General features: G+C 61.6%; 29 protein-coding genes. 17 read left to right on the forward strand and 12 right to left on the reverse strand.

The window, feature by feature from the left end; translation table 11 throughout:
• Window positions 1–149: 149 nt before the first annotated feature.
• Entirely contained in the window at window positions 150–698 is a 549-nt protein-coding gene (locus ACLEJR_RS02230) for an RNA polymerase factor sigma-70 (protein WP_245144341.1), read from the forward strand.
• A gap of 133 nt (window positions 699–831) precedes the next feature.
• Here ACLEJR_RS02230 and ACLEJR_RS02235 read toward each other — a convergent pair whose 3' ends face one another.
• From ACLEJR_RS02235 to ACLEJR_RS02245, 3 genes are all read right to left on the reverse strand, one after another.
• A complete protein-coding gene (locus ACLEJR_RS02235; protein WP_440811906.1) occupies window positions 832–1845 on the reverse strand; it encodes a GNAT family N-acetyltransferase in 1014 nt (337 codons plus the stop codon).
• A gap of 64 nt (window positions 1846–1909) precedes the next feature.
• Complete coding sequence (locus ACLEJR_RS02240; RefSeq protein WP_440797305.1) at window positions 1910–2692, reverse strand: substrate-binding periplasmic protein; 783 nt, start codon at window positions 2690–2692, stop codon at window positions 1910–1912.
• 114 nt (window positions 2693–2806) lie between these two features.
• A complete protein-coding gene (locus ACLEJR_RS02245) occupies window positions 2807–3433 on the reverse strand; it encodes a TetR/AcrR family transcriptional regulator (protein ID WP_440797187.1) in 627 nt (208 codons plus the stop codon).
• A gap of 194 nt (window positions 3434–3627) precedes the next feature.
• On the opposite strand from ACLEJR_RS02245, the gene ACLEJR_RS02250 reads away from it, so the two are divergent.
• From ACLEJR_RS02250 to ACLEJR_RS02275, 6 genes are all read left to right on the forward strand, one after another.
• Window positions 3628–5418, forward strand: coding sequence for an acyclic terpene utilization AtuA family protein (locus ACLEJR_RS02250; protein ID WP_440811908.1), 1791 nt, complete (start codon window positions 3628–3630; stop codon window positions 5416–5418).
• A gap of 28 nt (window positions 5419–5446) precedes the next feature.
• Complete coding sequence (locus ACLEJR_RS02255; protein ID WP_440811910.1) at window positions 5447–7063, forward strand: acyl-CoA carboxylase subunit beta; 1617 nt, start codon at window positions 5447–5449, stop codon at window positions 7061–7063.
• A 43-nt stretch (window positions 7064–7106) separates the two neighbouring features.
• A complete protein-coding gene (atuD, locus tag ACLEJR_RS02260) occupies window positions 7107–8264 on the forward strand; it encodes a citronellyl-CoA dehydrogenase (RefSeq protein ID WP_440811911.1) in 1158 nt (385 codons plus the stop codon).
• Between the two features lie 132 nt (window positions 8265–8396).
• Window positions 8397–10367, forward strand: a complete 1971-nt coding sequence (locus ACLEJR_RS02265) for an acetyl/propionyl/methylcrotonyl-CoA carboxylase subunit alpha (RefSeq protein WP_440811914.1) — start codon at window positions 8397–8399, stop codon at window positions 10365–10367.
• Between the two features lie 62 nt (window positions 10368–10429).
• Window positions 10430–10972: an exonuclease domain-containing protein gene (locus ACLEJR_RS02270; protein WP_440797177.1), complete on the forward strand. Its 543-nt coding sequence runs from the start codon at window positions 10430–10432 to the stop codon at window positions 10970–10972.
• 95 nt (window positions 10973–11067) lie between these two features.
• Entirely contained in the window at window positions 11068–11352 is a 285-nt protein-coding gene (locus ACLEJR_RS02275; protein WP_245144359.1) for a pyrimidine/purine nucleoside phosphorylase, read from the forward strand.
• Between the two features lie 203 nt (window positions 11353–11555).
• On the opposite strand, the gene ACLEJR_RS02280 is transcribed toward ACLEJR_RS02275, so the two are convergent.
• Both ACLEJR_RS02280 and ACLEJR_RS02285 read right to left on the reverse strand, forming a co-directional pair.
• Window positions 11556–12365, reverse strand: a complete 810-nt coding sequence (locus ACLEJR_RS02280) for an MOSC domain-containing protein (protein ID WP_440811916.1) — start codon at window positions 12363–12365, stop codon at window positions 11556–11558.
• A gap of 71 nt (window positions 12366–12436) precedes the next feature.
• Window positions 12437–13360, reverse strand: a complete 924-nt coding sequence (locus tag ACLEJR_RS02285) for a chemotaxis protein CheV (protein ID WP_440797173.1) — start codon at window positions 13358–13360, stop codon at window positions 12437–12439.
• A 461-nt stretch (window positions 13361–13821) separates the two neighbouring features.
• On the opposite strand from ACLEJR_RS02285, the gene ACLEJR_RS02290 reads away from it, so the two are divergent.
• From ACLEJR_RS02290 to ACLEJR_RS02300, 3 genes are all read left to right on the forward strand, one after another.
• Window positions 13822–14292, forward strand: a complete 471-nt coding sequence (locus tag ACLEJR_RS02290) for a hypothetical protein (RefSeq protein ID WP_440797171.1) — start codon at window positions 13822–13824, stop codon at window positions 14290–14292.
• A gap of 227 nt (window positions 14293–14519) precedes the next feature.
• Window positions 14520–15413 (forward strand): sensor histidine kinase, encoded by an 894-nt coding sequence (locus ACLEJR_RS02295; protein WP_440797304.1) that lies wholly within the window; start codon window positions 14520–14522, stop codon window positions 15411–15413.
• The gene (locus ACLEJR_RS02300) at window positions 15410–16069 is read left to right on the forward strand and encodes a response regulator (RefSeq protein ID WP_440797169.1); all 660 of its coding nucleotides are present in this window, start codon (window positions 15410–15412) and stop codon (window positions 16067–16069) included. Before ACLEJR_RS02295 ends, ACLEJR_RS02300 begins: the two co-directional genes overlap by 4 nt.
• Here ACLEJR_RS02300 and yegS read toward each other — a convergent pair.
• On the reverse strand, window positions 16053–16970 hold the full coding sequence (yegS, locus tag ACLEJR_RS02305) for a lipid kinase YegS (protein ID WP_440797167.1): 918 nt from the start codon (window positions 16968–16970) through the stop codon (window positions 16053–16055). The genes ACLEJR_RS02300 and yegS overlap by 17 nt on opposite strands.
• 347 nt (window positions 16971–17317) lie before the next feature.
• Between yegS and ACLEJR_RS02310 the strand changes: the two genes are divergently transcribed.
• The gene (locus tag ACLEJR_RS02310; protein WP_440797165.1) at window positions 17318–17626 is read left to right on the forward strand and encodes a hypothetical protein; all 309 of its coding nucleotides are present in this window, start codon (window positions 17318–17320) and stop codon (window positions 17624–17626) included.
• A 59-nt stretch (window positions 17627–17685) separates the two neighbouring features.
• On the opposite strand, the gene ACLEJR_RS02315 is transcribed toward ACLEJR_RS02310, so the two are convergent.
• Both ACLEJR_RS02315 and moaB read right to left on the reverse strand, forming a co-directional pair.
• Entirely contained in the window at window positions 17686–18873 is a 1188-nt protein-coding gene (locus tag ACLEJR_RS02315) for a molybdopterin molybdotransferase MoeA (RefSeq protein ID WP_440812116.1), read from the reverse strand.
• A gap of 22 nt (window positions 18874–18895) precedes the next feature.
• Complete coding sequence (gene moaB, locus ACLEJR_RS02320; RefSeq protein WP_245144373.1) at window positions 18896–19435, reverse strand: molybdenum cofactor biosynthesis protein B; 540 nt, start codon at window positions 19433–19435, stop codon at window positions 18896–18898.
• A 79-nt stretch (window positions 19436–19514) separates the two neighbouring features.
• Here moaB and mobA point away from each other — a divergent pair, with 79 nt between their 5' ends.
• Both mobA and ACLEJR_RS02330 read left to right on the forward strand, forming a co-directional pair.
• Window positions 19515–20117 (forward strand): molybdenum cofactor guanylyltransferase MobA, encoded by a 603-nt coding sequence (mobA, locus tag ACLEJR_RS02325; protein WP_440811919.1) that lies wholly within the window; start codon window positions 19515–19517, stop codon window positions 20115–20117.
• 75 nt (window positions 20118–20192) lie between these two features.
• Window positions 20193–20414 carry a YgdI/YgdR family lipoprotein gene (locus ACLEJR_RS02330; RefSeq protein ID WP_440811921.1) on the forward strand — a complete coding sequence of 74 codons (222 nt, stop codon included), beginning with the start codon at window positions 20193–20195 and terminating at the stop codon, window positions 20412–20414.
• Between the two features lie 236 nt (window positions 20415–20650).
• On the opposite strand, the gene ACLEJR_RS02335 is transcribed toward ACLEJR_RS02330, so the two are convergent.
• From ACLEJR_RS02335 to ACLEJR_RS02345, 3 genes are all read right to left on the reverse strand, one after another.
• Complete coding sequence (locus ACLEJR_RS02335) at window positions 20651–21541, reverse strand: pseudouridine synthase (protein ID WP_440811924.1); 891 nt, start codon at window positions 21539–21541, stop codon at window positions 20651–20653.
• A gap of 72 nt (window positions 21542–21613) precedes the next feature.
• Window positions 21614–21934, reverse strand: a complete 321-nt coding sequence (locus ACLEJR_RS02340; protein ID WP_440797159.1) for a transcriptional regulator — start codon at window positions 21932–21934, stop codon at window positions 21614–21616.
• 91 nt (window positions 21935–22025) lie between these two features.
• Window positions 22026–22265 (reverse strand): glutaredoxin family protein, encoded by a 240-nt coding sequence (locus ACLEJR_RS02345; RefSeq protein ID WP_440811926.1) that lies wholly within the window; start codon window positions 22263–22265, stop codon window positions 22026–22028.
• A 190-nt stretch (window positions 22266–22455) separates the two neighbouring features.
• On the opposite strand from ACLEJR_RS02345, the gene ACLEJR_RS02350 reads away from it, so the two are divergent.
• The gene (locus ACLEJR_RS02350; RefSeq protein WP_440797155.1) at window positions 22456–24168 is read left to right on the forward strand and encodes a cation:proton antiporter; all 1713 of its coding nucleotides are present in this window, start codon (window positions 22456–22458) and stop codon (window positions 24166–24168) included.
• A gap of 8 nt (window positions 24169–24176) precedes the next feature.
• Here ACLEJR_RS02350 and ACLEJR_RS02355 read toward each other — a convergent pair whose 3' ends face one another.
• A complete protein-coding gene (locus ACLEJR_RS02355) occupies window positions 24177–25385 on the reverse strand; it encodes an ammonium transporter (RefSeq protein WP_440797153.1) in 1209 nt (402 codons plus the stop codon).
• Between the two features lie 332 nt (window positions 25386–25717).
• Here ACLEJR_RS02355 and ACLEJR_RS02360 point away from each other — a divergent pair, with 332 nt between their 5' ends.
• From ACLEJR_RS02360 to ACLEJR_RS02370, 3 genes are read left to right on the forward strand one after another with little or no spacing between them, the layout of a single operon-like run.
• Entirely contained in the window at window positions 25718–26032 is a 315-nt protein-coding gene (locus tag ACLEJR_RS02360; RefSeq protein ID WP_440811929.1) for a DUF883 family protein, read from the forward strand.
• Window positions 26033–26034: 2 nt separating this feature from the next.
• Window positions 26035–26424 carry a phage holin family protein gene (locus ACLEJR_RS02365; protein ID WP_245144481.1) on the forward strand — a complete coding sequence of 130 codons (390 nt, stop codon included), beginning with the start codon at window positions 26035–26037 and terminating at the stop codon, window positions 26422–26424.
• On the forward strand, window positions 26421–26756 hold the full coding sequence (locus tag ACLEJR_RS02370; RefSeq protein ID WP_440797149.1) for a hypothetical protein: 336 nt from the start codon (window positions 26421–26423) through the stop codon (window positions 26754–26756). The genes ACLEJR_RS02365 and ACLEJR_RS02370 overlap by 4 nt, the downstream gene beginning before the upstream one ends.
• Window positions 26757–26917 lie beyond the last annotated feature (161 nt).

A 26917-nucleotide genomic window follows, 5' to 3' on the forward strand; every position in this document is an offset into this window, starting at 1 on the left:
GGTCGCGGACCTCACGCTGGACTTTTACCAGATCAATAATTCTTTTTCTCAATTGACAATAATTATCATTAAGAATAATTTGGCGCTCGATGTGTAGGACGGCTCTGACATCCCCGGTCCTGCTAACTATTTGCAGCAAGGTGAATTCCATGACGGAACAAGTATCCACAAGCAGGTGCAACTCACCGTTACTCCAGGCCTTCGTTGATAACCGGCTGATCCTGGTCAAGATTGCCGCACGCATCACCGGTTGCCGGTCGCGTGCGGAAGATGTGGTGCAGGACGCGTTTTTCCGGCTGCAATCGGCGCCGCAGATCACCTCCTCGTTCAAGGCCCAGCTCAGCTACCTGTTCCAGATCGTGCGCAACCTGGCGATCGACCACTACCGCAAGCAGGCGCTGGAACAGCGATATTCGGGTCCGGAAGAGGAAGGGTTGAACGTGGTGATCCAGGGTGCTTCGCCGGAAACCTCCCACATCAACTTTTCCACCCTGGAGCACATTGCCGACGCGCTGACCGAATTGCCCAGCCGCACTCGCTACGCCTTCGAGATGTACCGCCTGCACGGCGTGCCGCAAAAGGACATCGCCAAGGAACTGGGTGTCTCGCCGACCCTGGTGAACTTCATGATCCGCGACGCGCTGGTACATTGCCGCAAGGTGTCGGGGGTTCGGGGGGATACCTTCGCCCGGCGGTAACTTGCGGTGGTTTTACCGGCTTTATCGCGAGCAGGCTCGCTCCCACAGAGGTCTTCAGCGACCACGAAAACTGTGGGGAGCGAGCTTGCTCCGGGCGGCGATCCGACGATGAGGCCCTAAGACCCTGCCCCCCTCACACCAACCCACACCGATCAAAAAACCGCTCACGCCCCAAAATCATCAGCGCCGCGCGTTTGTGGGGGAAGTCGAATTCCTTTTCACAGTGGAAACACTGATTGTGCAGGTGCCCGATCATCCGGGCGTTGTCGGCCCGGGGCTCGGCCACGATACGCTGGGTGCGCGGGTCATCGAGGAACAGGTAATGCACCAGCGCTGACAGCCAGCTCGCCACTTTATGCGGCCCGCGGTGCTGCTCTTCGCCCACCAGCATGTGAATGCCGCGGTCGTAGTCCCGGGCTTCATAGAACGGCGCGATTCGATCTTCCTTGGCCCAGTAGGCTTCGAAATAGCCAAACGGCTGGTCATCGAAGCAGCCGATCAGGGTCAGGACCCGAGGATCGTGCTGCAGCTTGTTCAAATACTCGCGGTGCTGCTCCAGGCTGCCCTCCTCCTGCCAGAAGGCCGCGACCCGCGGGCTGTTCTGCCAGCGGTTGAATCGCACCAGGTCCTGCTCGATTTCCAGGGTGCGCAAGGACACCCAGGCCCCCAGCCGGGCGTCGAAACGCCGATACACTTCACCGCGCGGTTTCATGGGCCGACGCGGGTGGCGCCGGCCGTCACTGATGATCATCTGCTGCGGGTAGCTGCCGCTGAACGATTCCCCCAGCCAGGGCTGCGGCAGTTGCCAGAACATGGTGCGTTCGCAGACGTATTCGCCGGGACGCCCGGTGGCCGTCAGCAATCCGCTGAGCAAGGCTTCCCCGGGACGCTCGTTGAGGTGCCATAGCAGCCGCTGGCAGTCCGGATCACGGGCAAACAGCCAGTAACAGGCCGCCCACAGCGCCGGGCCCACCGGTCGATCATTGAGTTCCTGCAAATGCAGCCGCAACTCCGGGTCGCGCTCCAGGCGCAACCGGATCAGCGGCGCCCCTTCGAGCATCAGGCTCAGGTGACGTTCGGTTTCATCGGCGCCGAGACGGCGACCGCCCGGCAGCGGTAGCGCCGCCGGATGATTGAGGTTGGACATGGAAGGAGCTCGCGTATTCGTCGGTAGTCAACGTGGGACGTGAGCCAGGATGGGAAATTTAGTCTCAGGTCGAATGGTTGTGCGTGGGTACCAGTTCGATCTGGTAGGGCTTGAAAATCTTCAGCAACTGACCGTTGTCCCGCAATTTCTGCAGCAGCTGTCCGAACGCTTCGCTGGTAATGGGCGCCTGCGGCCGGATCAACGCGTAATGGTGATACAGCTGGTCAATCCGTTCGGACACCAGCAACTGGGGGCCGACTTCAGGGTTGCGCAACACGTAGTCGTTCAGGTACGAACGGGTCACCAGGGCGATGTCCGCACGTCCGCGCAGCACCATCAGCAGGTTGCTGTCGTGGGAGTACGTCAAGGTGGCGTTGAACTGGCCGGCGAGGTACTTGGGGTCGGCGTTGAATTCGGCAAAGGCGTAGTGGTAGCCACTGAACAGGGCAAGGCGCTTGCCTCGCAAGTCGGAAAAGTAGCTTTGCTGGCGATCCGGGTGGCGCTGGGTGACGAAGATTTCCGCATCCTCCAGCCCCATGTCCACGGCGGTATGAGGCACGTCCTGCCAGCCCCAGTCCGGGTTCTCGAAAATCGCCATATCGACCCGACCCTGTTTGAAGTCATTGAAACGGCGCGGAATCGAGGTCGGGACCAGGACGAATTGATAGTCGGTCTGCAACCGGTTCAGATTTTCCACCAACTGGGGAAGCAGACCGGTATCGGCGCCGTTTTCAGGACGCACGGTATAAGGCGGAAAATGTGCCGCGCCGATCCGTACCAGTTGCGCCGCCTGGACCTGCAAGGCCAGGAAGGCGACCAGCGCGGCCAGCAGCACACGCGAGGTCATCCCCATCGGTGAAAACGTCAAGATAACCACTCCCCAAGAGTACCCATCAATACAATCAAGCTAGGCGATCTGCGCCGCTTAGCCACCGTGCGGCCCATTTAGTGCACCGCTTTTTTATTGTTTTTCTTCAAGCACAAGGACCAGCGCCTGCTCGGCCAGCTCATCGAGGCTCAGGTTGCCCTCGGCGCGAAACCAGGTGGTGGTCCAGGACAACGCCCCCGTGAGGAAACGCCGGGTGATGAACACATCGCCGCGAATATACCCGGCCTGCTTGGCCTGGCCCAATACCTCCAGCCACAAGTCTTCATAGATATCGCGCAGAGCCAGCACGTGTTTCTGTCCTTGCTGGGACAGCGAACGCCACTCATAGACCAGCACTGCCATCGCCTCGCCGGTGCCGCCCATGATCGACTGCAATTCGCAACGGATCAGCGCCAGCACCCGTTCACGCACTGTGCCCGCCTCGGCCAGCGCGGCGCGCATCAACGCAGTGTTGTAGCGGATGGTTTCTTCCATCACCGCCCGCAGGATTTCGTCCTTGCTCTTGAAATGATGAAAGATGCTGCCCGACTGGATGCCCACGGCACTTGCCAGGTCGCGCACGGTGGTGCGTTCGAAGCCTTTGTTGCGAAACAGGTGGGCGGCGGTCTGGAGCAGCTTGCCGCGAGCGCTGTCCGGGTCGGTCAGTTGTCCGCTGTCGACCAGCTCGCGCATCACCCTCAAGGCTTTTTGCTCGTCCACCCGTTATCTCCTACAGTCGATCAACCCATGCGCGGCCATTGCCTCTGTGCAGCTGCCTCTGTACAGCAAGGTGGCGCGGGCAATTTAAGCTGAGCGACGCGACCAAGCAAGCGCTCGGCCAGAAGACGGAATCGATGTTTGCGAACCAAGCGCTTGCTTGGTAGTCTCGAGCGACGTTTGTCGGAGGGTGCTCCATGCCAAGAACGATCCGTATCGGTTGCGCCAGCGCCTTCTGGGGCGACACCTGCACCGCAGCGGCGCAGCTGGTCGAAGGCGGGGAACTGGATTACCTGGTGTTCGACTATCTGGCCGAAGTCACGATGTCGATCATGGCCGGGGCCCGTTTGAAGGACCCTCGGGCTGGCTACGCGAGAGACTTCATCGACGTCCTCACGCCCCTGCTCCAGCGCCTGCATGCAGATCGGATCCGCGTGATCAGCAACGCCGGCGGCGTCAATCCCCAGGCTTGCGCCGCAGCGCTGCAAGCGGCTTGCGATACGGCCGGCGTACCGTTGAAGATCGCCGTGCTGCTGGGCGATGACCTGCAACCCCGGCTTCAACAGCTCGCCGGCCAGGACATTCGCGACCTGTCCAGCGGCGAACCACTGCCTTCCACCTGTATTTCCACTAATGCCTACCTCGGTGCCCCCGGCATTGTCGAAGCCTTGCGCCTGGGGGCCGACATCGTGATCACTGGTCGCGTCGTCGACAGCGCGGTGGTCAGCGCCGCCCTGGTGCATGAGTTCGGCTGGGCCTGGCACGACTACGACAAACTGGCCCAGGCCGCCCTGGCCGGACATCTGATCGAATGCGGCGCGCAGTGCACCGGGGGCAACTTCACCGACTGGCGGGACGTCCCGGATTACGAGCACATCGGATTTCCCATCGTCGAGGTCAGCGCCGACGGCCAGTTCATCGTCACCAAGGCCCCAGGCACCGGCGGGTTGGTGACGCCGCTGACCGTCGGTGAGCAGTTGCTCTATGAGATCGGCGACCCGCAAGGCTACCTGCTACCGGACGTGATCTGCGACTTCAGCCAGGTCAGGCTGATCCAGCAAGGCAAGCATGCGGTGCGTGTCCACGGTGCCCGAGGCCTGCCGCCCACTGGTCAATACAAGGTCTGCGCCACCTGGCCGGATGGTTTTCGCTGCACCGCCATGTGCCTGATCGCCGGCATCGACGCGGTGGCGAAGGCCGAACGCGTCAGCCAGGCAATCATCGCCCGAACTTCGCAAATGTTCAGCCAGCGCGGCTGGGAGCCTTTCAGCGAGGTGAGCGCCGAGCTGCTCGGCAGCGAAGCGACCTACGGCCATCACGGCCAACGCCAGGACAGCCGCGAAGTGCTGATCAAGCTGGCGGTACGCCATCCGGACCAACAGGCGCTGGTATTGTTTTCAAAGGAAATAGCCCACGCCGCAACCGGCATGGCGCCGGGCCTGACCGGTCTGGTGGGCGGCCGTCCCACGGTGTCACCGCTGATTCGCCTGTTTTCATGCCTCGTCGATAAGTCCGCCTGTCGGCTGGAAATCGAACTCGACGGCCAGCGCCATCCTTGTCCCCTGCCGGTCCTTGAACCGCTGGCGATCGCCGACCTGCCGATCGCCCCGGACCTGCCCAAGCCTCAGGGTCGGGCCGACGCCAGCGTTGCGCTGGTCAAACTGGCGGTGGCGCGCTCGGGCGACAAGGGTAACCACAGCAACATCGGCGTCATCGCCCGCGAGCCGGACTACCTGCCATGGATCGCCGAGGCGTTGACCCCGGAGGTGATGGTCGACTGGATGAGTCACGTGCTCGACCCGCTGCTGGGCCGTGTCGAGCGCTGGTACCTGCCGGGCACCCACAGTCTGAATTTCCTGCTGGAGCACGCCCTCGGTGGCGGTGGCGCCGCAAGCCTGCGCATCGATCCGCAGGGCAAGGCGTTCGCCCAGCAGTTGCTGGAAATCCAGATACCGGTGCCGCAGAGCATCGTCGACCAACTCGACTGAACGACGGCCATTGAAGAGGCAACCCTCGATGCCAGTGATCGAATCGCAGCTTGACCCGCACAGCGCCGAATTCGTCCGTAATCACGCTGCAATGCTGGCCGGGGTCGAGCAGTTGCAGCGGCTCGAACAGGCTGTGCAGGAGAAAGCCGCCCAGGCCCAGGGCAAGTTCGAGCAGCGCGGGCAACTGTTACCGCGCCAGCGCGTGAACCTGCTGCTGGACCCCGGTGCACCGTTTCTCGAACTGGCGAGCCTGGCCGGCTACAAGCTGCATGACGACAAGGATGGCAGCGGAGCCGGCGCTGGGTTGATTGCCGGGATCGGCTATGTCAGTGGCGTGCGGGTGCTGGTGGTGGCGAACGACAGCGCAATCAAGGGCGGGACCATTTCCCCCAGCGGCCTGCACAAGACCTTGCGCCTGCAACGGATCGCCATGGAAAACCGACTGCCGGTGGTCACCCTTGCCGAAAGCGGCGGTGCCAACCTCAATTATGCCGCACAGATTTTCGTCGAAGGTGCGCGCAGCTTTGCCAACCAGGCGCGGATGTCGGCCATGGGCCTGCCACAGATCACGGTGGTGCATGGCTCGGCCACGGCGGGCGGCGCTTATCAGCCAGGACTGTCGGATTATGTGGTGGTGGTGCGCGACAAGGCGCGGCTGTTCCTCGCCGGGCCTCCGTTGCTCAAGGCTGCCACGGGCGAAATCGCCACCGAAGAAGAACTGGGCGGCGCGCTGATGCACGCCCAGGTGGCCGGCACCGCCGAATACCTGGCCGAAAACGACGCCGACGGCATACGCCTGGCCCGGGAGATTCTCAGCCTGCTGCCATGGGATGCGCACCTGCCGCCAGCGCCCGAGCGGACCTGGACGGAACCGCGCTACCCCGCCGATGAGTTACTGGGGTTGGTGCCGGATGATCCGAGGAAACCCTACGACGTGCGAGAAATCATCGCGCGCATCGCCGACGGTTCGAGTTTCCTGGAATTCAAGAGCGAGTTTGACCCCCAGACGATCTGCGGCCACCTGCACATCCGTGGCCATGCCGTGGGCATGATCGGCAACAACGGACCGATCACGCCCAAGGGCGCCAGCAAGGCCGCGCAGTTCATTCAACTATGTGACCAGAGTCGTACACCGCTGCTGTTCCTGCACAACACCACCGGGTTCATGGTCGGCACCGAAGCCGAACGCCAGGGCGTCATCAAGCACGGCGCCAAGATGATCCAGGCCGTGGCCAACGCCCGGGTGCCCAAGCTGACCGTCGTCGTGGGCGGTTCCTACGGCGCCGGCAACTACGCCATGTGCGGTCGCGGGTTGGACCCTCGGTTCATCTTCGCTTGGCCCAACAGCCGCACCGCCGTGATGGGCGGCGCCCAGGCCGGCAAAGTCCTGCGTATCGTTGCCGAGGCCACACAGATCAGGAACGGCCTGAGCCCCGATTTCAAAGCGCTGGACCTGCTGGAGCAAACCACCGCTCAACAACTCGACAGCCAGTCCACTGCGCTTTATGGCAGCGCCAACCTGTGGGACGACGGCTTGATCGATCCGCGCCAGACCCGCCCGTTGCTGGGCTTGCTGCTGGACATCTGTCACGAAGCCGAACGGCGGACGCTGCAACCCAACAGCTTCGGCGTGGCCCGTTTTTGAACACCTGAAGGACTTCCGAGCGCAGACCAGGGGAACAATAAACATGATCTTCACCCAGGAACACGAAGCGCTGCGGCGCACCGTCCGCCAGTTTGTCGACCACGACATCAACCCCTACGTCGACGAATGGGAGAAAGCCGGACGCTTTCCCATTCATGAGATTTTCCGCAGGGCCGGCGAACTGGGCCTGTTGGGTATCTCCAAGCCGCAACCGTTCGGCGGCATGGGCCTGGACTACAGCTACTCGATTGTTGCCGCCGAGGAATTCGGCACCATTCATTGCGGCGGCGTGCCGATGTCCATCGGCGTGCAGACCGACATGTGCACGCCGGCCCTGGCGCGTTTCGGCTCCGATCAACTGCGTGAAGAGTTCCTGCGCCCGGCGATACGCGGCGAACAGGTGGGTTGCATCGGCGTCTCGGAGGTCGGCGCCGGTTCCGACGTCGCCGGGCTCAAGACCACGGCGCGCAAGGACGGCGGCGACTACATCATCAACGGCAGCAAGATGTGGATCACCAATGCGCCAAGCGCCGACTTCATCTGCCTGCTCGCCAATACCTCGGACGACAAACCCCACGTCAACAAGTCCCTGATCATCGTGCCGATGCACAGCCCCGGCGTCAGCCTCGGCCCGCACCTGGACAAACTGGGCATGCGCAGCTCGGAAACCGCCCAGGTGTTCTTCGACGACGTGCGGGTGCCGCAACGCAACCGCATCGGCCAGGAGGGCGCCGGGTTCATGATGCAGATGATGCAATTCCAGGAAGAACGCCTGTTCGGCGCAGCGAACATGATCAAGGGCCTGGAGCGCTGCGTCGACAGCACCATCGAATACTGCCAGGCGCGCCAGACCTTCGGCGCGGCGCTGATCGACAATCAGGTGATCCACTTTCGCCTGGCGGAACTGGCCAGTGAGATCGAATGCCTGCGGGCGCTGGTCTACCAGGCCACCGAGCAGTACATCGGTGGCCAGGACGTCACGCGACTGGCGTCCATGGCCAAACTCAAGGCCGGCCGCCTCGCCCGGGAAGTCACCGACAGCTGCCTGCAATACTGGGGCGGCATGGGGTTCATGTGGGACAACCCCGTGGCACGGGCCTATCGTGATGTGCGACTGGTGTCCATCGGCGCCGGAGCGGATGAGATCATGCTGGGCATCATCTGCAAGTTGATGGGGATTTTGCCGGGGAAGAAGAAATGAACATCTGCCTGCCAGACCGTCATCGCGAGCAAGCTCGCTCCCACATGGACCGCGAGCATTGCCCATTGTGGGAGCAAGCTTGCTCGCGATGAGGCCCTGAAAGCCACTCCAAAAAGCCAAGGGATGATCACCATGCCCGCCTTCAGCAAAATCCTCATCGCCAACCGCGGCGAAATCGCCTGCCGGATCCAACGCACCGCCCAGGCCTTGGGCTATCGCACGGTGGCGGTGTACAGCGAGGCCGACGCCGACGCGCTGCACGTGCGCATGGCCGATGAAGCGGTGCTGATCGGTCCGGCCCCGGTGCAGCTATCCTACCTCGACCAACCGGCGATTCTCGACGCGGCCCGGCGCACCGGCGCCGACGCGATCCACCCCGGCTACGGCTTCCTTTCGGAAAACGCCGGTTTCGCCAGGGCCTGCGGCGAAGCCGGACTCGTGTTCATCGGTCCGAGCGCCGAGGCCATCGAACTGATGGGCAGCAAACGCCGCTCGAAAATCGCCATGGTCGCCGCCGGCGTACCCTGCATCGCCGGCTATCAGGGCAGCGCCCAGGATGATGATACGTTGCGCCGCGAAGCCGAACGCATCGGCTACCCGTTGATGATCAAGGCCAGCGCCGGCGGTGGCGGCCGTGGCATGCGCCTGGTGCAGCGGCCTGAGGACCTGCCGGACCTATTGCGCATTGCACGCTCCGAAGCACTGCATGGTTTCGGGAACGGCGAGCTGATTCTCGAACAGGCCTTGATCGATCCACGGCACGTCGAGGTGCAGATTTTCGGCGACCACCATGGTCAGTTGATCCATCTGGGCGAACGGGACTGCTCGATCCAACGGCGCCACCAGAAAGTCATCGAAGAAGCGCCCTGCCCGGTCATGACCGCCGAGCTGCGCCAAGCCATGGGCGAGGCCGCGCTCATGGCCGGGCGCGCGGTGAACTACGTCGGTGCCGGCACCGTAGAATTCCTGCTCGCCTCTAACGGCCGGTTCAATTTTTTAGAGATGAACACAAGGCTGCAAGTCGAGCACCCGGTGACCGAGCTGATCACCGGCCTGGACCTGGTGGCCTGGCAACTGGACGTCGCCGCAGGCCTGCCGTTGCCGCTGAGCCAGAGTCAGCTGCAACTGTGCGGACACGCCATGCAAGCCCGGCTTTACGCAGAGGACCCCAGCGCGGATTTCCTGCCCCAGACCGGGCAACTGGTGGGCTGGGAACCGCCCATCCGGGAGGGTGTGCGCACCGATCACGGACTGCTGGAGGGACAGGCCGTCACGCCGTTCTATGACCCGATGCTGGGCAAGCTCATCGCCCATGGCGCGACCCGCGAAGAGGCTCGACGCAAACTGTTACGGGCAGTGGAAGACTGCGTGCTGCTTGGCATGCAAAGTAATCAGCGATTGCTGGTCGGACTACTGGCGCATCCTCGTTTCATCGATGCGGACTTCGGCACTGGCTTCATCGGGCAGCACTTTACCGAGCTCACCGCACTGCGCAGCGCAGAACCCTGCGCCGAACAAGTGGCCATCGCAACGGCGCTGTTCTATCACGCCACGTATGCATTGCACGCTCCGGGCCTGGGCGGGTGGCGCAACAACGCCGGCGCGACACTGCACTATCGAATCGGTGTCGGCGAGCACGACTGGTCGCTGACCCTGACTGCCGAAACCGATGGGACGTTGAACATCCGCTGCGCCGGGCAATCGATCGGGCTGAAGCTGCTCGCCGTCGATCGGCGCCGGGCCACGCTGATCATCAACGGCGTTCGTCAGCACCATGACTGGCGTCTCGACGGCAGCAACCTATGGTTGTCCGCTCGCCCCGGCAGCGTGCGGTTTCAGGACCGCACCCGCGCCGCCGTGGCAGCGAAACCCATCACCGGCGACGGCACGCTGAGGGCACCGATGGACGGGGCCGTAGTCGAGGTACTGATCAGCGAAGGCAGCATCGTGCGTCAGGGCCAACCGTTGATTGTGCTCGAAGCCATGAAAATGGAGCACCCTCTCAAGGCCGGCACCGACGGCGTGGTCAGGCACTTGCAGGTCAACCGGGGCGACCAGGTGAGGAACCGCCAGGTTTTGTTGCAGGTCGAAACAGCCGACTAGGCGGATACGCCGGGTTTGACTACGCTCAACCCCATCTGCGTGCCGATATCGGGAACCTTGCAATGCCTCACTGGCTGGTGATTGATCTGGAGGCCACTACCGATGAAGGTGGCTGGCCGGTAACCGAAATGGAAATTATCGAGATCGGCGCGACGCTGGTGAATCGTGACGGTCGTGAGGTTGACGCTTTCCAGCGCTTCGTGCGGCCCCTGAGGCGACCGCTGCTCACGCCTTTCTGCCGCGAGCTGACCCATATCACCCAGGCCAACATTGACAGCGCCGCGCCGTTGAGCGACGTCTGGCCCGCGTTTGAGCACTGGCTGGCGCCCTACCACGCGAAGTTGCAGAGCTGGGTCAGTTGGGGTGACTACGACCGCAAGCAACTGCTCCAGGAATGGCAGCGCCTGAACCTGCATGGCATCCTCGCCCAAGTCCCGCACATGAATCTCAAACAGCGTTTTGCCAAGGCCCGGCGCCTGGAGCGACCGTTGGGGCTCAATGGCGCACTGCAACTGGCCGGCCTGCAATTTGTGGGTCAGCAGCACCGGGCGCTGGAAGATGCGCGCAATACAGCGCGTCTGTTGCCTCTCGTGCTTCCAGTCTGAACGGCGGGCCGCGACTCGGTGCGGCAGATGACGAAACCTGACGCCTTGTGCATACTGGCCGGCCTTTTTCAGCCCCTTTTTTCGAGGAATCGCCCATGTTCAAAGTCAACGAGTACTTCGACGGCACCGTCAAGTCGATCGCTTTCGGCACCGCTGAAGGCCCTGCGACCATCGGTGTCATGGCACCGGGCGAATACGAATTCGGCACCGCCCAACGGGAAATCATGCACGTCGTCTCCGGCGCCCTGACGGTGAAACTGCCCGAGAGCAGCGACTGGGAAACCTTCGCCGCCGGCAGTCAGTTCAATGTTCCGGCCAACAGCAAGTTCCAGCTGAAAGTCGCCGTCGACACCGCTTACCTGTGCGAATACCGCGGCTGAAACCAACACCAAAACCTGTGGCGAGGGAGCTTGCTCCCGTTGGACGCGTCAGCGTCCCTTCAATGTGACGCGTCAGGTTGGGGGCTGCTTTGCACCCCAGCGGGAGCAAGCTCCCTCGCCACAGAAGCCAATGGATGAATAAAAAATGCCCGTGTCATTGGACACGGGCATTTTTTTAAAGGAGCTTTTTATTCGAGCACTTCTTATTCAAGCACTTCAACCGGCATGCCGACTTCAAGCTGACCGTTGCTGTCGTTGACCAGGTTCTGGCCAAACATCGCCCCGTCCGGGGTCGAACGGTAGTGCTGCAAGGTGGCAAAGGGTTCGCGGTTCGGATCGCGCTCTCCGGTGTGCGGATCTACCGTGGTCATGATGCAGCGCGAGCATGGCTTGACCAGGCGAAATTCCACCTCGCCGATTCGAAGGCGCTTCCAGCCATCCTCGGCGAACGCCTCGCTGCCCTCGACCACCAGGTTGGGGCGAAAACGCAGCATGTCCAACGGGCGGCCGACCCGATTGGACAAATCCCCGAGGGAAGCCTGGCCGATCAGCAGCAAGGGAAAACCGTCGGCAAAGGCGACTTTGTCATCATCCTTGCCATAGCCGGCGGCGGTGGTGCGGGCCAGCTCCACCGGCACGTGCACCAGTCGCGTAGGGTTACCGATAAAATCGCTGACCCAGGCAGCCGCCTCATCGCCCGCGTCCGGCACGCGCAAGGTGTCCCGCCAGATGATCACCCCGCGCCGTTGTTCCTCGACGGTCACCGGTAGCGGCACGTCGATGGCACCGTGGCCCGGCGCGCTGAGCGTAAGGCCGCCGGTCTCGTTCCACAACGCCGAGAGCTGGCTCATCTTCGCCACGGCGCGCTGGGTCAGGAAACGCCCCGTGCCCTCATCCACCAGCATCCAGCGCCGGTCACCGTCCAGCCCAAGCTTGTCCAGGCCAATCCCCTGCAGAGACTGGCCCTTGCCGGACTTCAACGGATAACGGTACAGCGCGCTCAGCCGCAACATGGTCAGCTTCCCTGGTGGCGAAAAAATGCCACCTTATACGAGCCGGCCATTGAAGCAAACCCGCATCAGCGTCAGTCCAACGCCAGCCGCTGGCGCACCACGTCGACCAGTTTGTCCGGCTGGAATTTGGAGAGGAAGTTGTCGCAGCCGACCTTCTTGACCATCGAGTCGTTGAAACTGCCGGACAGCGAGGTGTGCAACACAACATAAAGCCCGCGCAGACGGGGATCGTTGCGGATTTCGGTGGTCAGGCGATAGCCGTCCATCTCCGGCATTTCCGCGTCGGTGAAAATCATCAGCAATTTGTCGGTCATCACCTCGCCGGTGTCGGCCCAGGCCTTGAGCATGTTCAAGGCTTTCAAGCCGTCGCTGGCGATGTGCATCTTCACCCCCAGTTGCCCCAAGGTATCGCGCAATTGCGAGAGCGCGACGTTGGAGTCATCCACCAGCAGCACTTCGCGGCCACGGGCGCGCTCCAGCACCGGGTCTTCGAGCTTGTCCCGGGAGACCTTGGCGTTATAGGGCACGATTTCAGCCAGGACCTTCTCCACGTCGATGATTTCCACCAACTGGTCGTCCACCTTGCTGATGGCCGTCAGGTAATGCTCCCGACCCGCACTGGACGGCGGCGGCAGAATGGCTTCCCAGTTCATGTTGACGATGCGGTCCACGCCGCCCACCAGGAACGCCTGGACCGAACGGTTGTACTCGGTGACGATGATGGTGCTGTTAGGCCCCGGTACCAGTGGACGCATGCCGATGGCCTGGGACAGGTCGATCACCGGCAGCGTCTGGCCGCGCAGGTTGACCACGCCGCAGACGAATGCATGGCGTTGCGGCATCAGGGTCAACTTCGGCAGTTGGAGGACTTCCTGGACCTTGAACACGTTAATGGCGAACAACTGCCGCCCCGCCAGGCGAAACATGAGAATTTCCAGGCGATTCTCACCCACCAGTTGGGTTCGTTGATCTACTGTGTCGAGAATGCCGGCCATCGATGACTCCTGGGCTTGTGCGGATGAATCCAATGAAACAGCTATCGGCTGCCTGCGTAGGATCTTGACCCCTCATAAAATATGAACGCGGGAAGTTGATATCACATTAACATCATGTTCTACTGGCTTCATTGCTTCATCCAGCATTTTTCTGCGCTGCGCGACCTCGGTTTGCGTATAAAGTTCCCTTCGCCTAAGGGATTCCCCTAGGCACAATCAGGTCCAACCTGATATTCCCGTTATTCAATAGCCATTAATGTGACGCCATTCTCATTGCTGAACGGAGTCAGGCCTTTGTGCGCGATCACGGGACATTGGTCCTCCAGCCTTCTGGCCGACCCTGCCAGTGCAATCGTTTGCGAATCTGCCTTCGATGTACACCACGGCGTCGCCGTCCTTGAAAACCAGCCGTTGGCCGTACGCGGTTTCCTTTCGCCTGACATGATGTTGTGGAGATAAGCATGCCGAACGATCACAGGGACTGGAGTCAACGCTTCCCTGAATTCCTGAGCGAGGCGGAAACGCTGCTGGCCAAGTCCGAAGAGTGCCTGAGCCACCTGCAGTTGATCAGCAATGACAAAGACGCCATTGACTGCATGCTCAGCACCTTGCTGAAACTGGCCAAGAAGGCCAATGCCCTGGCACTGGAATCGGTTTCGGAGTTTTCCCTGCATATCCATGGTTTGCTCAGCCATGCGCATAATCATATGGAACTGCATGATCAGGCCCTGGATGCCTTGAAGGATTGCTTTACGCTGATGGCGTGGCAGTTGGAACTGGTGGACCCCACCACCGGCAAGCTCAGCCTGGACAGCAGCGAACAGACTTCACTGATCGAAGCCTTCGCGTACCAGGTCGGACAGAGCCCCTGCCAGGCATCGGCCGTTTCACGCCCAGTGGTTCTGGTGCCCTTCGCTCATAAGCAAGCCTGAGATCAGTGCTTCCCGTCCGGCGGAGGCGGCCAGGCTCATCCCCCACAAGTGTTCATGCCGAGCGCGACCAACCATCCTCGAAGTGGTACTATCTCTCGCGTCAGTTGCTTCAACGGTCCTGCCCCACGCCGACCGAAGCCACCTTCGACCTGATACGTTTACCGACCCGGCCTGTCAGATGCCCTGACCGGCCAGCCCGCAGCGAACCTTCATTGGCTCCATCCGCTATGTACGCCAGCTTCAAATCCTTCATTACCTGGCCTCCCTCCCGAGAAAATGCCCGCCGCTTCACGTTAATGCTGTGCATCTGCTCGAGCGTCGGTTGCCTGCTGGCCTATCTGTTTGCCGATGAAGTGCCGCTGGTCCTGCTGGCGTTGAACGTCGCGGCCACGACCTGTGTCTGGATTCACCACCGCCTGGCCCGTACCTCCATCAAGCTCCAGCCGCAGGAACTGGCCGACCGACTGCTCGAAGTCCAGGAAAACGAACGCCGTCGACTCAGCCGTGAACTGCACGACGACATCGGCCAGTTGCTCACTGCGGCGAAGCTGCAAGGCGAATGGCTGAAGCGCCGGATGCCCGAAGAAATGCAGGGCCAGTGCACCACCCTCTGCGAGACCCTGGACGAAACCCTCGACAAAGTCCGCGATGTATCGGCGGTCCTCAATCCCCGGCAACTGACCAGCCTGGGCCTGGAAGCCAGTTTGCGGGCGCACCTGCTCAAGACACTGGCCAATGCGCCGGTCAAATGGAGCCTCGATTGCCAACAACGCATGACCGGCATCCCTGAAGAAATGTCGGTCGCGATCTTCCGGATTACCCAGGAAGCGGTCACCAACATGTTGCGCCATGCCGGGGCGAGCAATCTGCTGGTACGCCTGCAACGCTTGCCTGACGGCCTCACCTTGCTGATCGTCGATGATGGTCAGGGTTTTGTCCCGGCGCTCCACCCCGCCCATGAAGGCCAGCGTGGCATGGCCGGCATGTCGGAACGGGTCGAACAGCTGGGCGGCACCCTCACCGTCATCAGCGAAGCCGGCAAGGGCACCCACATCGAAGCCCGCCTACCCTGGGCGCCACGTGCCCTGGAACGGGCCAGTAAGAATAAGGTTCTCCATTGACTTGCAACTTACTGCTGGTAGATGACCACTCCCTGATCAGGGCCGGTGTACGCGCCCTGATCAGCGATATTCCGGACTATGCCGTCATCGGTGAAGCCAATGACGGCAAGCAACTGGTGGAATTGGTCGAACGGCTGGCCCCGGATATCGTGCTGCTGGACATTTCCATGAAAGACACCAGCGGCCTGGATGCCTTGCAGCAACTCAAGCGAGTAAGGCCACAAAGCAAAGTGCTGATCCTGTCCATGCACACCGACCCGGCGCTGATCATGCAGGCCCTGGAATCCGGCGCCCATGGCTATCTGCTCAAGGACACCAGCCCCACCGAGCTGGAACACGCCCTGGACGCACTGCGCAACAACGAACGCTACCTGAGCCCGGCCATCGCCCACACGGTGATCAATCAGGCGCTGACCCGTGCCCAGAAACAGCAGTCCGACCCTGCCCAGGCCCATAATCTGACGGCACGCCAGCTGGAAATCCTGCGCCTGATCGTGCGCGGCAAGTCCACCCGGGAAATCGCCAACGGCCTGAGCCTGAGCATCAAGACCGTGGAAACCCATCGAGCGCAGATCATGAAGCGCTTGCAGATCCACGATGTGGCCGGGCTCGTGCTGTTCGCCGTGCGCGAAAAAATCATCAGCCTGGACGATTGAGCGTCCCCGGGCCGCCCAGCAAGGGTGAATCGGACGGCAGGTGCACCCGCAACGCCTTGGGACGCACCGTGAAACGCAACGCGTCGACCTGCAACGGTTCGCCATCCAGATTGATATCCAGGCCCTGAGCAACTTTGATCTCCACCCAGGGCAGACGCGCCCGCACAAACATGTTGTCGATGCCCAGGCCGCCGGCGAGCAAATCTTTCAAAGTCCCCACCACTTCCTGAGGCGCCGGCAGGATGCTGATGTCCAGCAACCCATCATCAGCCAACGCCTGCGGGCACAGGACATGGCCTCCTCCCGCCTGTCGGCCATTGCCGATGCCCAGCGCCAGCAAATCGCCCTGCCAATGGAAATCCGGTCCCTGCAGTTCGCCATAGGCCGCGCTCAGCTCACTGAACCGCGTCAGACCGGTGAACAGATAGGCGGCGCCACCCAGGACTTTCTTCAGATCTTCCGAGGTGTTCGCCGTCACTTGGCTGCCAAACCCTCCGGTAGCCATATTCAGGAAAATCGCGCCGCCGACTTCCCCCACGTCTACGGCCCGCGGGGCAACGTCCAGCAGGCCCAAGGCCTGCTCAGGCTCCAGTGGAACACCGGCCGCCCGGGCAAAATCATTGGCCGTGCCCAACGGCAGGAGCACCAGGCTGGCATCACTGGCCTTGAGGACCATTGCCTCGGCGATATCGCGCAACGTCCCGTCACCGCCTCCGGCGATCAGACGGGTGTAACCGGCGTCCAGCGCCTCATTGACGCATCGCCGGGCATCGCCGGCCTCCCAGGTCAAGCGCACCGCCAGGTCCCAGCCTTGCTTGCGCTTGAGCATTACCGCCGCGCGAACCTCTTCGTTGAGCGCCTGCTTGCCATGCAATATCAACAGCGCCTTGCCCTTGCTCATCGTTCTCTCCGTCATTGGAAGGTTCAGGAAATGGGACCACTCATCCGGCTGAAAAAGCCCTATTGGCGTCAATTCAGTAAAAAATACCGCGCAGCCGTACCGAACCAAGGCCGGCTGAGCCACTCGCCGGACCGATACTTCGGTATTCGAAGAGTTTTCTTACAAGATCTGGCGAATCAGCTCAATTGACCCTCTAGCGGTATTGAGACACCTTGGGATTCTGTTTTGCTGGATCATCGAAAACACTCATCACACAAGGAAATACTGACCCATGGATGGATACAACGCGGCCCTCAGGGGCTGGATCAGAGGTTCGAACAGTGCAGGCCGAAGGGATGGATCGTCCCATGCATAGCCGTGAATACAAGCTGTCGCCACGGCCGCTCGCATCCTTTGGGAGCGAGCGGGCCAATGCTCAGAACGAATGCAAAAGTTGCAACAGTCCCTCCGGAGGAATCGATTTGGAACCGCGCGTCGTTGAACTGGAAACCCACCTTAAATACATCCGCAAAGATATGGATGAGATCCGCACCGACGTAAAGGTGATCCGCCACAGGCTGGCCTATTCGGCCGGCGCTGCGGCGGTGGTGCTTGGCCTGCTGGGCTGGATCGCGAACAGCCGCTTCGACCAGGTGGTCATGCTGTTGACCCGATGACAGCAGCACGGGCAAGGGCCCGGGGATCCGGCTCGGGCCGCAGGATTGTCGCCGCGGCGTCAGCCCAGCACTTCACTCAAGGGAATGAAGCTGACTTCGTCGCCCTCGACCAGCGTTTGCTGCTCGAGCACCTCGACCAGCCCTTCGGCCCAGGCTGCGCTGCGCAGGACACCGGAGCTCTGATTGCGATAGATGATCGCTCGCCCGTTCTCCATTCGACCGCGCAAGTATTCTCGCCGGCTGCCGGCCTTCGACCAGGCGAAACCGGCTGGCACCGTGAACTTGAGCGGCGCGACCGACTGAACGCCCTGGCGTCTGAGCAAATAAGGCCTTGCCAACAGGGCGAAGGTCACCAGGGTAGAAGCCGGGTTCCCGGGCAGGCCGATCACCGGCACGCCACGGTAGTGCCCGAACGTCAATGGTTTACCAGGCTTGATGGCGAGCTTCCAGAGCGCCAGCTCTCCGTCCTCGCGCAAGGCGATGCCCAGGAAGTCCGCTTCGCCCACCGACACGCCGCCGGTGGACAGAATCAGGTCGACGTCCGACAACTGCGCCAGACGCTCGCGGGTAGCCGGCAGATCGTCCGGAAGAATACCTGCGTCGATCACTTCGCAGCCCAGGCCCTGTAGCCAGCCGCAGAGCAGCACCCGGTTACTGTTATAGATCTGACCAGCGCCCAGTGTCTGGCCCGGCTCGACCAGTTCGTCGCCGGTGGACAGGACCGCAACGCGTACCTTGCGCACCACCTCCAGCGATGCACACCCCAATGAGGCCGCCAGCCCCAGCTCGATCGGCCCCAGGCGCGTACCAGCGCTGAGGACTTGTTCCCCGACGGTGGTTTCCTGCCCCTGGGGACGAATGTTCTGCCCAACGACCATGGATTCGGTAAACCGCACCCGCTGGTCGTCTTCGACCACCGTATTTTCCTGCATCTCGACACAATCGGCGCCGGCAGGCACGGGCGCTCCGGTGAAGATCCGCGCACAGGTTCCTGCCGCCAGCGGCTGCGGCGCCTGGCCGGCGAAGACCCGCTGGCTGACCGTCAACGGTTCACCACTCCAGTCGGCCAAGCGCAAGGCATAGCCGTCCATCGCGCTGTTGGGCCACGGCGGTAAATCAAGAGTCGACACCAGATCCTGCGCCAGCACCCGACCGAGCGACTCGGCCAAGGGCAGACGCTCGCGTTCGAGGATCGGTGCCGCTTGCGCCATTTCGAGCAGGCGCTGCAATGCCACCTCTACGGCCATCAAGGCCCCGGCCTTGCCAGGTTTACCCACGGGATTCACAGGGTGCCGCCTGTTTCAGGTGGGCCACGAAGTTACATGGTCGATGCCGCACATCCAGCTGTTCGGCCAGGATCCCGTCCCACCCTGTGCGCACCGCATTGGTCGAACCTGGAAGGCAACATACCAGCGTGCCATTGGCCAGGCCTGCCAGCGCCCGGGACTGCACGGTCGAAGTGCCGATGTCCGCCACCGAGATCTGCCTGAACAACTCGCCGAATCCATCGACCTGCTTGTCCAGCAGGCATGTGACGGCCTCCGGAGTGCTATCGCGACCGGTGAAGCCGGTGCCGCCGGTGATCAGCACCACCTGCACCACCTCTTCGGCAATCCAGGTCGCAACCTGCGCCCGGATTTTGTACAAGTCATCTTTGAGCAATACCCGCGCCGCCAGATTATGACCGGCAGCCGTGAGCCGATCGACGAAGACCTGCCCGGAGGTGTCGGTTTCCAGGGTACGGGTATCGCTGACAGTCAACACCGCGATATTGAGCGGCACGAAAGGTACATCGGCCTTGGCTTTCATAGGCTTGTCCAGTTGTAGTGGAAACAGCCCGGTGTTATATCACAGCGCCTGATTTTTTCGCCTGTGCGGAGACAACGCCATGACCTCGACCACCTCCCTGCCATCATGCTCCATTCTGCTATTGGCGGGTGGTCGTGGACAACGCATGGGTGGCCGGGACAAAGGCCTGCTTGAATGGCAAGGCGAACCGCTGATAGCCCATCTGCACCGCCAGACCCGAGCGATGAGCGATGACCTGATTGTTTCCTGCAACCGCAATCGGGATCGCTATGCAATGTATGCCGATCAGTTGGTGCAAGACGATGAAGGCGACTTTCCCGGCCCATTGGCCGGGATCCGTGCGGGCCTCAAGGTGGCAAGACACCCGTATTTGCTGGTATTGCCGTGCGACGTACCGCAAATCGACGCGAACCTGCTCGACGGTATGCGCAGAACCGCCAGCGAACACCCTGACAGGCCGTTGATGGTCCGGCATGGCGAGCATTGGGAACCGTTGATATGCATCATTCCGCTGGTGTTGGCGGTGACCTTCGAACAGGCCTGGAACGAAGGCGAACGCAGCCCTGGCCGCATTATGCGCTCGCTGCATGCGGTCGCCCTGCAATGCCCGGCTGACGATCCGCGGTTGGCAAACCTGAACACACCTGAATTACTGGCCCGTCATAAAGGCGTGTCAGATTGACACTAGCCAGGAACTTGCGCGCGATGTATACGTCTGAAGGTCAGTAACTTGAAGAATCCCTTTCGGAGAAACACCATGACTCAACGGACCCTCGCCACTTTCATGCTTGCTCTGGGCCTCGCCACTCTTGCCGGGTGCGCATCGCCAACAGTGATCACCTTGAATGACGGTCGCGAAATCCAGGCCGTCGACAAGCCCAAGTACGACGAAGAAAGCGGCTTTTACGAATTCGAGCAACTGGATGGTAAGCAGACTCGTGTGAACAAGGATCAGGTTCGTACGGTCAAGGATTTGTAATTTTCTGCGCTGGACACTGTTATAGAAAAAGCCCGCAACTTTTTGCGGGCTTTTTTTGGGTTTCGCGAAGAGGCCATCTCATTCGACATTGATGCAAGCTGACACACCGCCATCGCGAGCAGGCTCGCCCCCCCCAGAGGTTCGGTGTTTACACAAGATTTATGTCTGCTAAAGAGCAAAAGTGGGGGAGCGAGCCTGCTCGCGATAGCGGTGGTTCAGCCGCGCACAGGCTCTGGCTACCACTCCAACCTGATGCCACTTTCAAACACCCGCCCCTGCCCAGTCACCGGATCCACAAAGCGCAGCCCCTGAGCCAGCAACTTGAGAGGATTGGCGTAGTCATCTTCCGCATCCCGAAGCACATCGGGATAAAACGGATCATTGCAGATGCCGGCCCCCAAGGCATTCATATGCACCCGCAGTTGATGTTTCTTGCCCGTGACCGGATACAAACCGTAACGCCACAATTCACCGTTTTTCTCCAACACCTCGACAGCCGTCTCGGTATTGGGTTCGCCCGGAACTTCCTGCATCCGGAAAAAGGGTTCGCCATCGATCATCCGGCTCTTGTGCACCCGCGGAAAAGTCAGCTCAGGCAGCCCACGGGCGATCGCCTGGTAGCGCTTTTCGATCTGCCGGGTCGGAAACAATGACTGGTACGCCGAGCGCGTATCGGGGTTGGCTGAAAACAACACCAGCCCGGCCGTGTGCCGGTCAATGCGGTGCAAGGGCACCAGGTATGGATTGTCCAGACGCCGGATCAGCCGTCGCAGAAGGGTTTGCTCGACATACTCCCCCGCCGGGGTCACGGGCAGGAAATGTGGTTTGTCCGCTACCACCAAATGCTCATCAGCGTAGAGAATCGCCTCCACCACCGGAATCGGCTTTTCGTCGGGTACTTCGCGAAAGTAATGGATGCGCAGGCCTTCGCGATAGGGCAAGTCGAGATGAATAGGCCTCCCCTCCCCATCCAGCACCCGGCCCCGCGCGATCCGGTCCAGCCACTGCTCACGGCTTACGGCGCTGAAGTGCTCGCACAGGCATTCAAATACTGTCTGCCAGGAGCCGGGGGGCAGATACAACGTACTGGCCTGATGGTGAGCGGCGGAAAATGATGCACCGGACATTGGAGACTCTTACCCATTTCTGCGGGGCGGCATTATCCGACACTCGCGCCAGCCCGCCCAGTAATGATTGCGTCACACCGGGATTGATTCAGGCTTTGCCGCCGCCTCGGTGAACTCTTTCAACCAGCGCAGTACTTGCACCGCCTCCCAGCGTCCCGGGTCGTATAAGGCGTACATAAGCCCTTGGTAGCCCACCACATCCAACTGCTTGTGATAACCGGCACGCTGAAACAGCGCCTCAATCTCAGCGAAGCAGGTATTGAAATGCAACTTATTGAATGGCGTCTTGCCTTCGGTAACCAGCCCATCCAGACGCAATTCCTGGACCGCTTCGCGGACAACGTCTGCGGACATCCTGTTTACGCTGGCTTTGAGTTGTTCGACATTGACCAAGGGGACCTACTCCGGATAACTGTATGCACATACAGTAACCGAAGCGTGCGGTTTTCGCCAATGGCGTGGTTTGCCGGGGAGCGCAAACGGGTCAGCGCAGAAAAGCGGCGACCCGGTCAGGGTCATCGAACGGCCAGTCCAGTTCCGCCCCGGTATCGATCCGGCGCAACACCGGGATACGCAAACCATAGGCTTCGGATAATTCCTCACTCTCGGCGATATCCACCAGTTCCACCAACAACCCATGCTCGACAAAAGGCATCAGCACCGCCTCGGCAACTTCACACAGATGACAACCCAGGGTGCCGTACAACTGGCATTCAGGAGACATGGCAGGTAGACCCGAAAAAGATAGACGGTCATTCTAGGCCCGCCCCACAGAACCGTCGAGCCGCGTTATCGCTTGCGGATGTTTCGGTAAAACGCTGATGCAAATCACTGAACATTAATGCTTTTCCAGCGAGGCTGAGGGTCCTGTTCCCTTCTACGCTTCGAACAGCCATCGTGAAACGGAGTACCCCTTGTTCACCAATCTGCTGATCATTCTCGCTTCGTCCCTGGTGGTCATTGCCTTGTTCCGGCGACTGCGCCTGCCACCGGTGCTGGGCTACCTGTGCGTCGGGCTGGCGGTGGGGCCGACCGCGCTGGACTGGGTGAACGACAGCGAGGAACTGCCGGACCTGGCCGAGCTCGGAGTGGTATTCCTGCTGTTCTCGCTGGGCCTGGAATTCTCCCTGTCGAAAATGCTCGGGCTGCGCCGGGTCGTGTTCGGCCTCGGTAGCTTGCAGGTACTGTGTTCGGGTGCGCTCCTGGCGATGCTGCTGGGGTTTGCCGGTGCGCCGCCGGTCGCGGCATTGTTGCTCGGCGCGGGTCTGGCCCTGTCGTCCACCGCCATCGTCAGCAAGGAGTTGGGCAGCCAGGGAGAGATCTTCAGCAGCCATGGCCAGAACGCCATCGGCGTGTTGCTGTTCCAGGATGTCATCGCGGTCCTGCTGTTGACCCTGGTACCGGTATTCGCCGGTAGCAGCGAGCACCCGTGGTACTGGGCGTTGCCACTCACCCTGGGCAAGACCCTGGTGCTCTTCGCAGGCTTGCTGTTGGCCAGCCGACTGCTGCTGCCCCGGCTGTTCCATGAGGTGGCCGCGTCCCGGTCGGCGGAGCTGTTCGTGCTCTTGGCCCTGGTGATCGTGCTGCTGACGGCATGGCTGACTCATCTGCTTGGCCTGTCGCCGGCCCTGGGAGCATTCCTGGCGGGCATGTTGTTGGGAGAAAGCCATTACCGGCACCAGATCGAGGCCGATATACGCCCGTTCCGCGACATCCTGCTGGGATTGTTTTTCGTCAGCATCGGCATGTTGATCGACCTGCAACTGTTCGTCGATGACGGCTTGTCGATCCTCGGGTTGACCCTTGCCCTGATGCTGATCAAGGGCAGCGTGGTCGCCGCGCTGGTGAAATGGCGCGGCAGCGACGCAGAAACCGCCTGGCGCAGCGGCCTGGCACTGGCCCAGGGCGGGGAGTTCTGTTTCGCCCTGATGGCGCTGATGCAGCAGAACCGTCTCATGCCCGACAACATCAGCGGCCTGCTGCTGGCAGCGACGTTCTGCTCGATGCTCTTGACTCCGCTGTTGCTGCGCGCCGCTCCGCATATTGCCGCGAGGCTGCATCGCAAACCCAACGAAGCGGCACAACTGGACCAGATCAGCGCGCTCAACGCCGGGTTGTCGGGTCACGTGGTCATTTGCGGGTATGGGCGTGTAGGGCAATCCATCGGGCGGTTCCTGCGCCGCGAGGGCCAGGCATTCGTCGCCCTGGATGAAGATCCGGTGATCATCCAGGAAGCCTCCGTCGGGGAGCACTGCGTGCATTATGGCGATTCCCGGCGTGGCGACCTGCTGGCCGCCGTCGGCTTGAGCCGCGCCAGGTTGCTGGTCATCGCGGTCGACAAGACGGACATCGCCATTACCGTGCTCAAGGAGGCGCGACGGCTCAATCCGCAGGTGCCGATCCTGGTGCGCACCCGTGACGACAGCCAACTGGCCGAACTGCAGGCCGCCGGGGCCAGCGAGGTGGTCCCGGAATTACTGGAGTCAAGCCTGATGCTGGCCTCCCATGCGCTGGTCATGCTCGGTCTGCCCGAACAGCAGATCCGTCAACACGTGGACCAGGTCCGTCACGACCGCTATCGCTTGTTGCATGGCTTTTATCCCGGCAATCAGGACAAAGTGCCGTGATGCCTTGTCTAGTCCTGGCTCACCGCCCCGATCTTGTGAATCGACAGGTCGGCGCCGTAATACTCCTGTTCCTGGCTCAGGCGCAGGCCCAACAATGCCCGGATCAGGCCGTAGACCGCGAACCCACCAGCCAGGGCCACGGCGACGCCCAGCGCCGTGCCGATCAGTTGGCTGACCAGGCTGACGCCACCCAGGCCACCCAACGCACCCTGGCCGAAGATGCCGCAAGCGATTCCGCCCCAGACGCCGCACAATCCATGCAGCGGCCAGACACCCAGCACATCGTCGATCTTCCACTTGCCCTGGGCCGCGGTGAAACACCAGACAAACAAGGCACCGGCAATGGCACCTGTGGCCAGCGCTCCCACCGGATGCATCAGGTCGGAGCCGGCACAAACCGCCACCAACCCGGCCAGCGGGCCGTTGTGCAGGAAGCCTGGGTCATTGCGCCCCACGACCAACGCCGCCACGGTGCCGCCCACCATGGCCATCAACGAGTTGACCGCCACCAACCCGCTGACTCCAGGCAGCGTCTGGGCGCTCATTACGTTAAAGCCGAACCAGCCGACGATCAGGATCCACGAGCCCAGGGCCAGGAATGGAATGCTCGACGGCGCGAACGCCACCAGGCGACCGTCTCGATAACGGCCATTGCGTGGGCCGAGCAACAGCACGGCGGCCAGCGCCAGCCAGCCGCCCATGGCATGCACCACCACGGAGCCGGCGAAGTCGTGAAAACTGGCCCCGAAGTTCGCCTGCAGCCAGGTTTGCAGGCCGAAATTGCCGTTCCAGACCAAACCCTCGAAAAACGGATACACAAACGCCACGATCAACACGGTGGCGCACAACTGCGGTGCGAATCGGGCGCGCTCGGCAATACCGCCGGAGATGATCGCAGGGATCGCGGCGGCAAAGGTCAGCAGGAAGAAAAACTTCACCAGGCTGTAGCCGTGATCGGTGCTGAGTACCGCTGCCGGTTGCAGAAACGTCACGCCATAGGAAATCCAATAACCTATGAAGAAATAGGCCAGGGTCGAGACGGCGAAGTCGCTGAGGATTTTCGACAGCGCATTGACTTGGTTCTTTTGCCGGACCGTGCCCACCTCAAGGAAGGCAAACCCGGCGTGCATGGCCAGTACCATGACCGCACCGAGCAGGATGAACAGCGTGTTGGAGCTGTGGACCAGACTGTCCACGGCACTTTGCATATTTTCCATGGTGTTGGCAGACCTGAAAAAGTTGAAAAGGCACCAAACCGGGTCGCACAGCTCGAAAGCGCACCAAGTTGAAACGCCCCTCCACCCGAGGAACGAGCCGCTTTGGTGCAGTAGCATCGGCGAACGACGTCACGCCGGGAGCTGCTTCGCGGGTTTTGATTATTTGGGTTAAGGTTTTACGGGCTGGCGCCCATCTACAGCGCACGGGTGCGGACATACGCACCAGTACATGGCAAATGCCTGAGCAAGAGTTGTACCAGGCACTTTCACTGAACCTTCCGGCAAGGCTCATACTCGAACGCTTCAGACGTCATCTCACGGAGATTCACCCCATGGCCAGAACCCAGGCAAAGACTGCTCAAGAAACCCTGATGGACGATTTCCAGACGCTGGTCAGCGACACCGAACGACTGCTGGACGACACCGCTACCCTGGCGGGTGATCAGGCTGACGTCCTGCGCAGCCAGATCCACGAAACCCTGCTGCGCGCCCGCGAGACCCTCAAACTGACCGAAGACTCCGTGCGCGAACGCGGCCAGGCGGCAGTGATCGCTACCGAAGAATACGTACAGGCCAACCCCTGGCAATCCGTTGGTATTGCCGCAGGCGTGGGCTTCTTGATCGGCCTGCTGGCGACCCGGCGCTGATGATGGGCATCGACGAATCCGGCTCGCCTGAAGCGGGCACCAAACCCACTGCGCGCCGCCTCGGCGCGGCGTTCCTTGGCTTGCTGCACAGTCATGTCGAATTGTTCGGCATGGAGTTGCAGGAACAGAAGGCCCGCACCGTGAGCCTCCTGCTGTTCGCCGGCCTGGCGCTGGTATTCGGCTTGTTGTTACTGGTCGGGCTCTCGGCGCTGGTGATGATCCTGGTCTGGGACACCTATCGCCTGGCGGGGATTCTCGGACTGTGCCTGTTCTACCTGCTGGCGGCATTGTTCTGCGGCCTTCGGCTCAAGGCAGCAATCTACGACGAGTCCTCGCCTTTCCATGCCACCCTTGAAGAACTTGCCAATGACCGGGAGCGCCTGCTGCCATGAGCCTGCCTGATATTCCCCAAGCCCGGACCCGACAGGAAATGCGCAAGGCGCTGGTGCGCCTGCGCATGGAAATGCATCGCCAGGAGATCCGCCAGGAAACGCGTCAGTTGCTGCTGCCTCTGCATCGGGTTCGCGGCATGACGCAAAGCTGGCATGACGGCTTTGGCATCAAGCACGCGCCACTGTGGGGCATGGCTGCGGTTTCATTGCTGGGTTTTATCACCGGCAAGCGGACCCGTAGCGGCCGTACAGGAAGCATCACCGGCCTGGTCAAACTGGCAACCACATTGTTGCCGCTGATCAAACTGGCCAAGAGCATGCGCAAGCCCTGACGAGCCGTCTGGAACAAGAACGAGTGGTCCTGCGGTGAGGGAGTTTGCTCCCGCTTGGCCGGGCTGGCGCTCCCGTGCGGAACGCTCACAACAAGGAGCCTGCTGCGCAGTCCAGCGGGAGCAAGCTCCCTCGCCACGGTATTTCCCATGGGTCTCGGCAA

The sequence above is a fragment of the Pseudomonas sp. SMN5 genome (assembly GCF_052041925.1).
GTDB lineage: Bacteria > Pseudomonadota > Gammaproteobacteria > Pseudomonadales > Pseudomonadaceae > Aquipseudomonas.